Source organism: Methanofastidiosum sp. (assembly GCA_020854815.1).
Classification (GTDB): domain Archaea; phylum Methanobacteriota_B; class Thermococci; order Methanofastidiosales; family Methanofastidiosaceae; genus Methanofastidiosum.
The window spans coordinates 1-13,059 of the sequence record JAHKLW010000095.1 but is presented as its reverse complement, the minus strand read 5'-3'; the positions used below and the strand labels follow the sequence as shown (position 1 = coordinate 13,059).

Genomic DNA, 13,059 nt, shown 5'->3' with positions numbered 1-13,059 from the left:
GTTAAAGTTTATCCTTTATAGCGCTGTCAAAAATTCTTGCTAAGAAGGCAAGAATTATGAGAAAAATTTGAAGTGTAGGAAAAAATATGGCGAAAAAAATACCCCCATTTCCACTGAACCACAATTATTCAACCATGCACTTAATAAATATTTTTATTTCAAGAAGTCAATACTTTTATATATAATCAAATAAAGTTGGTGCTGTGATATAATGAAACTCCATTTAAATGCCGAGTATCTCCTGAGCAAACCGCTAACAGGAGACGGAGTTCAAAAAGTAAAGAAGTATATTGCTGAAGAAACTAAAGAGATATTAAGCAAAGGCGTACCCAAAGACAAACTTTCAGAATCACCAAAAATACTTGATTCAAAGATATCAAACGACCTTATCTCAGTCACTATCGAAAGTGGTACATATGTTAGATCTCATGCAGTTGCTATAAGACTAAAGAATTCTCTTTCATTACTTCTCGGAAAGGAGTTTAAAGTTGGGATAAAAAAAGTCGTAGGGAAAAAATATGCCCTAACCCTCGAACTTGAAAAAATTCCAAAGAATACTATTACGATACCTTTTGTCGATAAAATTTCTGTAGAAGGAAATAATGCGATGTTAATTCTAAATGATTTAGATGAAGAGTTTCTTACAAAAAACCACATTGATCGTATAATCAATTTGTTCTATGAGAAAGTTGAAGCACAATTTTGGGGTGGCAAGGGTGAGCACTGGGAATTGATTTCAAAGAGTGGAGAAATAGAGCCATTGACTACAAAAGATCCTACCTCAGAACTATTGTCGCTTGGGTGGTTGAAGCAAGGTCCAAGTCAAGGCCAATGGTTTTACCACGCTCCAGTAGCAGCACTACTTCGAACTATGGAAAGAATTGCAGTTGACGAAATCTTAAAGCCACTAGGATTCATTGAAGTAATTGCCCCAAAACTTGTGCCATTTGAAATTTGGGAAAAGACAGGTCATTTATCAGGTAGCGAACCTGAAATATATTATGTATCACCGCCTATTTCTAGAGATGTTTCTGTATGGGAAGAGGTAATTGACCTATATAAAATAACGAAAAAGGCTTATGTTGAAAAAATAAGAGAAAGAATGAGAGATCCTATCGGTGGAATGACTTATGCACAATGCCCCCCTATGTACTGGGCTTTTGATGGGAAGACTATAGACGACTCTGAATTCCCCGTACTAATCTATGACAAAAGTGGCCCTTCTTATAGGTGGGAAGCAGGTGGGAGACAGGGGATTGAGAGAGTAAATGAATTCTGGAGAATAGAACCTGTATTCATAGGATACCCAGAGCAGTTGATCGAGCTTAAAGAAAAAATGATGGAAAGATATGCTTATGTCTTTGACAAAATCTTTGAGATTGAATGGAGAACAGCATGGGTAACGCCATTCTATATGGCCCAATCAGGACAGACAGGGATTGAAAAAGAAACAGAAAGAATAAAGGGAACAGTTGACTATGAATCTTGGATTCCTTCTCGAGGCAGCAGAGAAGAGAGCGAATGGCTAGAATTTCAGAATCTTTCCATAGTTGGAGATAAATATACAAAAGCATTCTCTATTAAATCTTCAAAAAATAAGGAATTATGGTCTGGATGTTCAGGCATTGGGCTTCAAAGATGGACTGTATCTTTCTTAGCTCAAAAAGGGCTTGATCCAGATAATTGGCCGAATGAATTTAAAAAATACTTGGGCGAATTCCCAAAAAATATCAAATTTGTTTAATAATTTCTTTTTTTTCTCTTTTAATATAAATTAAAAAAACATCTATCAAGGCAAATAAGGAAAGTAAATAGAATGCATCTCTCCAAGTTAAAATATCTGCAATATACCCGCCAACCGAAACTGCAAATGATCCAAATCCAAATATACAAAGAGAACTAAATCCATAAAGCAGACCTCTTATTTTTGTACTGCCCATTGATGCAGTAAGCATTTTTTGGGCTGGCTGGGCAGCGAAATAAGAGAATCCCATTAATATTGAAAATAATAAAAATATTATAGAATTTGAAGTATTAGCAATAAATGCAATAGAAATAGAACAAATAAAAGTTAAAACAAAGAGGGGTTTTTTGTAACCAAATCTGTCGGATATCTTTCCTCCTATAATCTGCCCCGGCATACCGGACACTATTAGAATAGTCGTTATCAAACCTCCTATTAAAACTTTTAAGGATAAGACATCCTTAGCAAAAGTAGTAAGTAATAGGACTGTTCCAGTATAGAATAATCCTCTAAAAAGAAGAATTAGTATATATAACAAGAATTCTTTGGAAACTAACTTTTTTGTTTCGCCTCTATAGCTAAAATTATGATCTTCTTCCTCATCTATGTGGTCTTTAATCTTTGAATCTTTAATTGTAAGGCTCACTAATAGTAAAATAAATATAGGAACACTCCACAATAAATAGGGGTATCGCCACCCTACGTATACCCCAACTGCGGCAGCTATTATTGGGGAAGACGCCTCACCCAGGTTTCCAAGCAAACCATTGAATCCCATGGCCTTTCCCATATCTTTTGGATAAATTCTAGATACAAGTGAAAGTCCGGCAGGATGATAAGTTCCTGCACCTATACCTAACAATAAAACTGATATCCATAAATTTAGGGGGCCACGAGATAAAAAAATTCCTGCAATTGAGATAATAAATAATATCAATCCAATTCTAATTACTTTTACTGATCCTATTCTGTCTGATATAAATCCTATGGGTAAGGCCATAGCACCATACATAAGGAATGAAATAAATGCAAAAGATGCAGTTTCTGCATTTGTTAGACTTAGATCTGCCCTAATCAATGGCAAGAGTGGTGCAAGGGTCAAAGTCATTGCATGAGTTATTGTATGAGAAAAAGAAGTAAAATACAGTATTTTTTTCTTAGAAGCCATATAGATTAATTAAAATAATATATTAAAAAAGTTGTGTTTAGCTTCTGAGTGCTGGATAGTACTTCTCTTTTTTTCTCTTCTTGAAATTGACCTTTTGAGGATATGCTCCGCTTTTCTTGACGCTCCTCAAAAGATTTTTTATTCTCCTCTTCATGAACTCACCTTTTTTCTAAAGCCTTTTCGTTACCTTATAAAACTTTTTATTAAAATATTACAAATTTAATCATTTTGGGCTCTAATAGATATTTTCTTTTATCTTAAGGCTTATAAATCTTCTTTTTATTCTTTTTCCATGGAACGGGTTTCAGTAGTAATTCCTTCATTTAACGTTGAGAAAAGTATCTATGAAGTTGTCAAGAGGATACCCAAGGATATCTTTGAAAAAATAGTGGTAGACGATGGGAGCAAAGATAAGACTGGAGAAACAGCTGAAAAAGCTGGCGCAAAAGTTGTAACTCATGAAGTTAACTACGGAAAGGGAAGGGCAATGAGAACTGGGGCCAGTTTAGCAAAAGGAGAAATAATTGTGTTTCTTGATGCAGATCTTCAACATATGCCAGAGGATATCGATAAACTTGTTGAGCCTATCCAAAAAGGTAGAGCTGACATTACTATCGGCTCAAGATTTTTAGGAGATACTAAGAGTATGCCGATAGTTAGAAAATTGTCGAATACAATTTCTACCGCTTTGATAAGAATATTCTTTGGCCTTAACATTAAAGATACACAATCAGGATATAGGGCTATTAAGAGAGATTTATTAAATAAAATGCATTTAGAGTCAGACAGATATAACATTGAAACAGAAATATTGTCTTATGTGGGAAAGTTTCACATGAAAGTTGAAGAAGTTCCAATTGAGACTATATATGGGGATGAGAAATCACATTTTACAGCTTTGGATATTCCTAAATTCATATATCTGTTATTTTATCTTAAATTTTACAAAATGAGAAAGAAATAAATACTACTAATATAGGTGTTTGCCATGGATAATAGATTAGAGATTATAACTAGAAATGCTGAAGAAGTTGTAACAGAGGAAGAGCTGCTTGGTTTATTGTCTAGTAAAAAAGAACCGGTATGCTACTGCGGTTACGAAACTTCAGGCGATGTTCATCTTGGCCATCTTGTGACATTGTCAAAATTAAAAGATATGGAGAAAGCTGGCTTTAAAGTAAAAGTATTATTTGCAGATTGGCACACGTGGCTCAATAGAAAAGGAAATTGGGAATGGATACACGAGCAGACATCAACATGGGAAGAAACCTTTAAGGCATTTGGATTAAAGTCATCCGAATACGTATTAGGCTCATCATTTGAGAGATCCTTAGAGTATATTGATGATGTATTCAATCTTTCTTTGGACACAACTATAAACAGAGCATTAAGAAGTATGCAGGTGATTGCTAGGGATATTGAACACGCAAGAGTGTCTCAAGTTTTATATCCGTTTTTACAGATTGTAGATATAAAATATTTGGGGGTTGATGTGGCAATTGGAGGAATTGAGCAGAGAAAGATCCATATGTTGGGCAGAGAACTTTCTTCAAAAATAGAGTATAAGCCTTTTGTATGTATTCATACTCCACTTATCTCTTCCCTGACAGGTCCCGGAGACAAAATGAGTTCTTCAAAACCTGAGAGTATGATATCTGTTAGAGATGAAGAGTTGGCAATTAAGGAAAAAATTAATAAGGCTTATTGTCCTTTAGGAGTAAAGGAGGAGAATCCTCTACTTCAAATAACCCGTCTCATACTTTTTCCAAAGATTACTGGTGCTTTTGAAATAAAAAGGTCGGAAAAATACGGGGGTAATGTAGAGTTTGATTCCTACGACTCACTTGAAAGGGCTTACCTATCCAAGGAAGTTCATCCAATGGATTTGAAGAAGTCTGTTATTGATTATCTTGTTGAGATTATAAGTGAGATAAGAGCTATATAGGAGGGATTATCTGAAATACGTAGCACGTGGTAATGAAGAAGAACAAGTCCAGAGAACTAGAACGCCTCAGAAAGGAGAAGTTTTGGGCGTTGTCGATCAAATGCTTGGCGCAGGCAGAATGAAAGTTAGATGCACAGACGGAAAAGAGAGAATTTGCTCTGTTCCAGGAAAATTTAAGAGAAGACTATGGATTAAAATGGGCATGGTAGTCCTAGTAGAACCATGGGAAATAAAGGGTGACGAAAGAGGAAATATCATATACCGATATTCAAGGGCCCAGACTAAATGGCTAATTGATAACGGCTACATGACTCTTTAGATTATGGGCGGCATTGAAGATCATATAGACGTTTATGAAAATAAAGAGGATATTAAGAATCTAAAGCGCGAAAGAGTTAATAGAGATTCTGATATCTTTAAGGTTAGGGATGAAGTTTTTGATCAATCAACTCGTCTCACACTTTTTAAACTTATGAATAATGGATATATTGAATCCTTAAATGGTGAAATTGCAACAGGTAAAGAAGCAAATGTCTTTTATGGAAAAGATGAGAATGGAAAAGAAATTGCTGTTAAAATATATAGAATTGCAACCTCGAACTTTAATAAAATGTATTCATATCTTATAGGGGATCCAAGATTTTATTATACAAAAAAAGATAAAAGAAGCACGGTCTTTGCTTGGGCGAAAAGAGAATTTAGAAATCTAAAGATTGCAAGCGAAGTTATTAATGTTCCTAAACCAATTATAACAAAAAACAATGTTTTGATAATGGAATTTTTAGGTAAAAATATGAATGCATACCCTACTTTAAAAGATAAAAAATCAAAAGATCCTGAAAAAGACTTTAATCTGATAGTGGAAAGTATGAGTAAATTATACAAGGCTGGATTAATTCATGCTGATTTAAGCGAGTATAACATACTAATAGGCAAAAAGATTTACTTCATTGATTTGGCACAAGGAACAATTATAAACAATATCATGGCTCAGGATTTTCTCAAGAGAGACATTGAGAACATAACTAGATATTTTTCAAATTATTATAAAGTTCCTGAAGTTAATGAAACTTTAAAGAGGATTTTAAATGAGTGAAGAATTTGTAAAGATACCTCAAGATAGATTAGGTGTTCTTATTGGAAAAGATGGCGAAGTAAAGAGGCACATTGAGAAGAGACTCTCAGTAAAACTTGTGATTGATAGTGAAGAAGGTCTTATTAATATCTTTCAAAAAGATGGTGCACCAGAGCCCTTAAATTTGTGGAAGGCAAGAGATATCGTCAGGGCAATAGGCAGAGGATTTCCTTATGAAAAAGCTTCAAAGATTTTTAATGACATTAATATATTTGAAATGCTTTACCTGCCAGATTATCTAGGAAAATCTTCTAAAGCATGGGAAAGACAGAGAGGCAGGATCATCGGAAAAGATGGCAGCACAAGAAAAATAATTGAAGATCTAACAAATACGGATATCTGTGTTTACGGAAAGACTGTTTCTATAATAGGAGATTATGACGGTGTCGCAGACGCGAAAGAAGCTTTAGAAATGATATTGGAAGGAAAACCTCACTCAATAGTATATAAATATTTAGAAAAAAGAAAAAAAGATAAAGTAAGAGATTTCGGAGATAATTTAGAACTTTAATCTTCAATATTTTCATACTGTTTTTTTAGCGTATCAATGACTTCTGGTTCAGTAAGAGTTGTTGTGTCTCCAAGGACTTTGCCTTCTGCAATATCTTTAAGCAATCTTCTCATTATTTTACCGCTTCTTGTCTTTGGTAGTTCGCTTGTAAATATTATTTTTCTTGGCCTTGCAATAGGCCCTATCTTTTTCACAACATGTTCTCTTATTGCATCTTCGAGATCAAAATCTTTTTCTACATTATCGCGCAAAACAATGAATCCCACTATAGCCTGTCCAGTTATCTCATGAGTAATACCTACAACAGCGGCTTCTGCAACTGCAGGATGCGATACCAATGCACTTTCAACTTCCATAGTTCCTACTCTGTGTCCGGCTATTGAAAGAACATCATCTACCCTCCCAAGGAGCATCAAATATCCTTCTTTATCCCTTCTTGCACCATCACCTGTAAAGTAGTACTTTCCATCCCATTTGCCCCAGTATTCTTCTAGATACTTTTCTTCATCCCCATATATTCCCTTTAACATAGATGGCCAAGGATTCTTAAGAACAAGATAACCTCCTTCGTCAGGCTCAACTGGAGTTCCTGCTTCATTTAGTATATCTAATGAAACTCCCGGAAAAGGAAATCCAGCATGCCCAGGTTTCATTGTATGATATCCCGGAAGAGTTGTTATCATTACCATACCTGTTTCAGTTTGCCACCAAGTGTCTACAATTGGACATTTTTTCTTTCCTACGTTAGTATAATACCAAATCCAAGCTTCAGGATTTATTGGCTCTCCAACACTTCCCAATAACCTTAACGTTTCCAAAGAGAAAGGTTTCAGGAATTCTGTTCCAGCTTTCATGAAAGCTCTAATAGCAGTTGGTGCAGTGTAGAATATAGTAATTCCATATTTATCTATAATTCTCCAGTATCTATCCATCTCCGGCCAATCGGGAGCCCCCTCATACATAAATAAAGTAGCCCCAACTGCAAGAGGCCCGTAGACAATATAACTATGGCCTGTTATCCACCCCATATCTGCGGTGCACCAAAATACATCTTGATCTTTCATGTCAAATATTAATTTACTTGTAGTATAGACTCCTGTCAAATATCCTCCAGTAGAGTGTACGACTCCCTTGGGTTTACCAGTTGTTCCTGATGTATATAAAATAAATAAGCTATCTTCTGAATTCATAGGCTCAGGTTCGCAATAAGAATCAACTTCATCTGCCAGTTCGTGCCACCAGAAATCTTTTCCTTTCTTAATTCTAAGAGGAAATTCTCCCCTCTTTATAATTAATACATTTTCAATGGACGGGGTATCCTTAACAGCATAATCTGAATCATGTTTTAGTGAGATTAAACTGCCTCGTCTATACCCTCCGTCTGCAGTGATTAATAATTTTGCATTGCAATCATTTATCCTATCTCTCAAAGCCTCAGAACTAAAACCACCGAATACAACCATATGTATTGCGCCTATTCTAGCACACGCTAACATAGCGATTACGGCTTCAGGGATCATCGGCATGTAAATAGCTACTCTGTCCCCTTTTGCAACTCCAAGTTTTTTTAGAACATTAGAAAATTTGTTTACTTCTCTATAAAGATCCCAGTAAGTTAGAGTTTTAGTGTCACCTGGCTCCCCTTCCCATATTATGGCTGCCTTGTTTCTACCACCATTTTTGATATGCCTATCTACGCAGTTGTAACATACATTTATCTCCCCATTCACGAACCATTTTGAATGGGGCGGATTCCAGTCCAATACTTTATCCCATTTTTTATACCAATGAAGTTCAGAGGCATACTTTGTCCAAAATTCTTCAGGATTTTTTATGGCATTTTCAAATATCTCATTATTTGTTACATGAGCTTTTTTCTTAAATTCTGTTGAAGGATAAAATCTTCTGAATTCAGTCAATAATCCTTCAAGGGACTTCCCCTTTACAGATACCATAGTAACTCCCCATAATTTTCAAATATTATAACGACTACTTACTTGATTTTTGATTCCTTTATAAGTTTTTCTAATATTTAATAAAAAATTAAAACAATATACTTTAATAATCTATAATTATCGGATATCGTTCGAAAGAAAAATAGTTTATTAAATAGAATGTTCTAAAAGTAGTTCCGAAAGGTCAATGACTTCCATTTCTGAAGCATCCTTTAGATTTCTCTTACAGAAAGGACAGGTAGAAACTATAATATCTGCTTCAACTTCCTTGGCATCATTAATTCTCTCTTTAGCCATAGCAATAGACAAGTCTCCAAATAGAGATTTAACACCGCCACCCGCCCCACAGCATCTTGAATATTCTTTTGCCCTTTTCATTTCTACTAATTCAACATTGGGCAACTCTTTTATTATTTTTCTTGGCTCGTCGTATATCTTAAGATGTCTACCCATATGACAAGGGTCATGGAAGGTCAATCTCAGCTTTTTTCCGCTCTTTAATTTTAATCTTCCTTCTTTGATAAGTTCAAGGAAGTATTGTGACGAATGAAGAAGTTTTAGATTGATATCACCTAAATTTGGATAATCCTTAAGAAATGTTCTAAGACAACCAGCACAGGAAAATATGATGGCATTGGCTCCGGTCTGTTTGATCTTTTCTAAATTCTCTTTTGCAAGCTCTTTAGCGAGTTCTTTATTTCCAGTCCTAAGTGCAACTGAACCACAGCAAACTTCATCGACAAGAGCATATGAAACATTTGCTTTCTCAAGAAGTTTCATTGTAGAATCGGTGATGTTTTTTTCTCGGTATAACCCCATACAACCTCTAAAATACACAACTTCGTTTCCTTTCTTCAATTGTTTTGGAGAATATTCATTAAACGGATTTTTAGACATTTTTATATTTTCAATTATTTTTTCATGAGTTGGGAAACTCTTTCCGCTTGAAGAAACATTTTCCCTTAGTCTTTCCGAATAATCTGCATTTCCTATTTCAACTGGGCATGATATCTCACAGTTATTGCATGTAGTGCAGAAAAAAAGTCCATTTTCTAAAGAGAGGTTTTGGTCCTCTAAAAAGTAAGATGCAGAAGTTCCTCTGCCACCAAGATAGCCTTTGTAACCATACTCGTTTCCCACGACATAATATACTGGGCAGTCTAGAAGACAGTTACCACACCCTATACAATAAAATAGATTTTTGTAGCCCTTTTCAAAAGCCTCAGTTCTTCCATTATCGACTATAACTAAAATGACTTCGCTTGGACCGTGCATCCCCTTGAAAAGCATTTTCTCAATATCTGCTGTCTTTGATATTCCTGCAATAATTTCAATATAAGATGTAATAGAGGCGCCTGTTGCGTAATATGTACAGAGCTTTAGCATGTTTATGGCTTCTTCGATATTTGGATAAAGTTTATCTATTGAAGTTACGATTATATGCTTTTTCTCTCTCATCTGTACAAGATTAATATTGCCTTCATTGTTTATTATTATAGCAGCGCCTTCTTCAGCACATATGGCATTTGCACCAGTTATACCTATCTTTGCTTTTTCTATATAATTCCTTATTTTTTCTCTACCAATTTTTGTTAGAATAAGGGGGTCAGGTTCGAGATCTTCCCCAAAAACCTCTGAAAATATCTTTGCAATATCGTACCTTGAAAGATGACATGCAGGTCCAGTAGGATGTGCAGGTTTTTCTGTAGAAAGTTGGATTATGTAATCCCCAAGATCTGTTTCAATAACTTCAATACCTTTTTCTTCTAAATGTTCGTGAAGACCTATTTCTTTTGTGACATTTGATTTGGACTTTACTATTAGTTTTTCATTACCTATCTCTTTTAGTATAAAATCAATAGCATCCGCTTTAGTGTTGGCATAGAATACTTTGAAACCATTTCTCTCAAAATTTTTTATAGCTTGATTAAGAAGCTCTTTATTTCCAATTGAGAAGTCTCTAGTTTTTTTTAATCTTTCTTTTCTCTGGTCTAATTCAGGGAATAATAATTTATTATCATTTTGCCTATCTCTTGTTGTTTTGAAGGCCTTTCTTAAAGCAATAAGTTTTTCCTTATTTTTTAAAGGTGAATTTATTTTATTTTTTAGATACTCTTCAGTGACCACTGTCGACTAGACTAAAACCGATATTATAAGTTTTACTGAAAGTCAATCAAAAATCTAATACCAAAAGTTTAAATATATATTCAAAAATGTACAATTAAGATTAATTCATTCGATATAGTGTTTATATCTTATCGAAAGTTTTATAAAAGAATTGGAGATACGTCAAAATCAACTATAAATATTTAGATTAGTTCCAAATATTGTTTTATAAATATGGAGGCAGTTAAATGGATGTCAAAGTTTACAAAAATTATGTAAACGGGAAATGGGTTGATCCTGAGAACAGTGGGTATGTTGATATAGAAAATCCAAGCACTGGAAAAATTATAGCAAAAGTTCCACTTTCAACAAAAGCTGAAACTGATAAGGCAATTGACATTGCCCATGAGGCATTTAAGACTTGGAGCCAAACTCCTGTTCCAAGAAGGGCAAAACCTTTATTCAAGCTAAGAGACCTTTTGATGGAAAATGAAGAAGAAATATCAAAGATATTGGTGGAAGAAATGGGAAAATCTCTTCCTGATGCTAGAGCAGAAATGAAGAGATGTTTTGAAAATATAGAGGTTGCCTGCGGAATGCCAATGCTTCAACAAAGTGACAAAATAATAGGAACCTCTTATGGGATTGATGGAGAAGTTTTGAGACTTCCAATGGGAGTTTTTACAGTGGTAGCACCTTTCAACTTCCCGGCAATGGTACCTTTCTGGTTTGTTCCCTATGCAATAGCTACCGGTAACACGGTCGTCGTAAAACCATCAAAACAAGTTCCCGGAACAATGATCAAGATAACTGAATTTATTGATAAAATAGGATTACCTCCTGGGGTGTACAATCTAGTTAATGGTGACCGACAGGTTGCCGACACCTTCATAGAGAATCCAAAAGTTAAAGGATTTTCTTTAGTCGGATCTACTAACGTATGCAGAACTGTAGCAGAAAAATGTGCAAGAAATAACAAGAGATTCCAGGCAATGGGAAGCGCTAAAAATCATCTTGTTGCAATGCCCGATGCTAAATTAGATGACGTTTTAAGAAACATGATGACTTCATGCTTTGGATGTGCAGGGCAGAGATGCATGGCATCATCCGTACTCATAGGAGTGGGTGATGAGATGTACAAGACAATCTGCGATAAATTCGTCCAAGCCGCAAAGCAAGTTATAGTTGCAGATCCCCTAGATCCAAAATATGCTGAAGAACCAAATTTAATGGGCCCTGTAATTTCAAAACATGCTTTTGAATTTGTAAATAAGATGATCGATGTGGGTATAAAAGAGGGCGCAAAATTGCTACTCGATGGACGAGGCATCAAAGTTACTGGAAATGAAGGTGGACACTTCATAGGCCCAACAATATTTGCCGATGTAAAAGAGGGCATGGAGATCCATAAGACCGAAATCTTTGGACCTGTAGTATGCATAATGAAGGCAAAGAACCTTGACGAGGTAATAGGTATAATCAACAGACATCAATACGGTAATGGCGCATCAATATATACTCAGAATGGATACTGGGCTAGAAAATTCAAGTTAGAAACAGAAGCTGGAATGATAGGTGTTAACATAGGTATACCTGCACCAGTAGCATTCTTACCATTTGGGGGAATGAAAAACTCTCAGTTTGCAGATATAAAAGCTCAAGGAAGAGCCATAGTCAACTTCTACACTGAGGATAAGATCATTACAGAAAGATTCTGGCCAGAAGAAGATTAAATTTTTTATATATTTTTTAATATTAAATATCAACTCGGATATCTTCTTTTATCTTTTTTATAATGACGTGAGTGTTTGATCTTTCAATCTCTTTCATCGAGATAAATGTTTCAACAATTCTATTAAGGTCTTCTTTATCTTTTGCCCTTATTAAAACAACAAAATCATGTTCGCCTATTAAGAAGTATACTCCCCAAACACCATGAATATTCTTGAGTTTATCTCCGATATATTCAACATAGCCTGGATTATAGTGGGCTCTTATCAAAGATACGGCAAGAATACCCATGCCCACTTTTTCAGGGTCTACTATAGCTGAAAATTTTTTTATGATGCCTTTTTCTTTTAAATTCATGACTCTGTAATGGATTGTTGATTTTGAAACGCCTAGTTCTTTACCTAAGGATTCAAAGCTAATTTCTGAATTATCTTGTAAAGCGTTCAATATTTTTATATCAATTTCATCTAATTTATCGTTTTCCATGACTATCTTAAATCAAAGTTCATTTAAAAGATTACTTATTGTGATATAAGTAATTGAATAAATAATTATTTAATAAAATCTTATTTTCTTAATTTTATATTCTTCATTTGATATTTCGAAAGTTACTGTTATGGCAACATTATCTCTAGTTTCAAATATACCTTTGTAATGAATTAAGACACCATTCTCAATTGGCCTGACATCGTACACTTCTCGAGATATATACTTTCCCGGATTTTTATAGAATCCCTCTGTAAATTTTAAAAAAGCACTTGCAG

General features: G+C 34.7%; 12 protein-coding genes. 7 read left to right on the top strand and 5 right to left on the bottom strand.

The annotated features are described in order from the left end of the window. The first annotated feature begins 211 nt into the window (after positions 1–211). Positions 212–1,744 (top strand): serine--tRNA ligase, encoded by a 1,533-nt coding sequence (locus KO464_10625; GenBank protein MCC7573811.1) that lies wholly within the window; start codon positions 212–214, stop codon positions 1,742–1,744. On the opposite strand, the gene KO464_10620 is transcribed toward KO464_10625, so the two are convergent. Next, positions 1,731–2,912, bottom strand: coding sequence for an MFS transporter (locus KO464_10620; GenBank protein ID MCC7573810.1), 1,182 nt, complete (start codon positions 2,910–2,912; stop codon positions 1,731–1,733). The two genes, KO464_10625 and KO464_10620, sit on opposite strands and share 14 nt — an antisense overlap. A gap of 292 nt (positions 2,913–3,204) precedes the next feature. Here KO464_10620 and KO464_10615 point away from each other — a divergent pair, with 292 nt between their 5' ends. The 5 genes from KO464_10615 to KO464_10595 are packed head-to-tail and all read left to right on the top strand — an operon-like array spanning position 3,205 to position 6,503. Beyond that, entirely contained in the window at positions 3,205–3,876 is a 672-nt protein-coding gene (locus KO464_10615) for a glycosyltransferase family 2 protein (GenBank protein MCC7573809.1), read from the top strand. A 24-nt stretch (positions 3,877–3,900) separates the two neighbouring features. Next, on the top strand, positions 3,901–4,857 hold the full coding sequence (locus tag KO464_10610; protein ID MCC7573808.1) for a tyrosine--tRNA ligase: 957 nt from the start codon (positions 3,901–3,903) through the stop codon (positions 4,855–4,857). Positions 4,858–4,867: 10 nt separating this feature from the next. Then, entirely contained in the window at positions 4,868–5,176 is a 309-nt protein-coding gene (gene eif1A, locus KO464_10605; GenBank protein MCC7573807.1) for a translation initiation factor eIF-1A, read from the top strand. A gap of 3 nt (positions 5,177–5,179) precedes the next feature. Further along, on the top strand, positions 5,180–5,953 hold the full coding sequence (locus KO464_10600; protein ID MCC7573806.1) for a serine protein kinase RIO: 774 nt from the start codon (positions 5,180–5,182) through the stop codon (positions 5,951–5,953). Then, positions 5,946–6,503, top strand: a complete 558-nt coding sequence (locus KO464_10595; GenBank protein MCC7573805.1) for a KH domain-containing protein — start codon at positions 5,946–5,948, stop codon at positions 6,501–6,503. Before KO464_10600 ends, KO464_10595 begins: the two co-directional genes overlap by 8 nt. Here the strand turns inward: KO464_10595 and acs are convergent. Together acs and KO464_10585 are read right to left on the bottom strand one after the other, a co-directional pair. Further along, a complete protein-coding gene (gene acs / locus KO464_10590; protein ID MCC7573804.1) occupies positions 6,500–8,458 on the bottom strand; it encodes an acetate--CoA ligase in 1,959 nt (652 codons plus the stop codon). The two genes, KO464_10595 and acs, sit on opposite strands and share 4 nt — an antisense overlap. 150 nt (positions 8,459–8,608) lie before the next feature. After that, positions 8,609–10,585, bottom strand: coding sequence for an LUD domain-containing protein (locus KO464_10585; protein ID MCC7573803.1), 1,977 nt, complete (start codon positions 10,583–10,585; stop codon positions 8,609–8,611). Positions 10,586–10,812: 227 nt separating this feature from the next. On the opposite strand from KO464_10585, the gene mmsA reads away from it, so the two are divergent. Then, positions 10,813–12,297, top strand: a complete 1,485-nt coding sequence (gene mmsA / locus KO464_10580) for a CoA-acylating methylmalonate-semialdehyde dehydrogenase (GenBank protein ID MCC7573802.1) — start codon at positions 10,813–10,815, stop codon at positions 12,295–12,297. A 22-nt stretch (positions 12,298–12,319) separates the two neighbouring features. On the opposite strand, the gene KO464_10575 is transcribed toward mmsA, so the two are convergent. Beyond that, positions 12,320–12,781, bottom strand: coding sequence for an Lrp/AsnC family transcriptional regulator (locus tag KO464_10575; GenBank protein MCC7573801.1), 462 nt, complete (start codon positions 12,779–12,781; stop codon positions 12,320–12,322). Between the two features lie 69 nt (positions 12,782–12,850). Continuing rightward, a partial coding sequence (locus tag KO464_10570) for a hypothetical protein (GenBank protein ID MCC7573800.1) occupies positions 12,851–13,059 on the bottom strand: 209 nt, incomplete at its 5' end.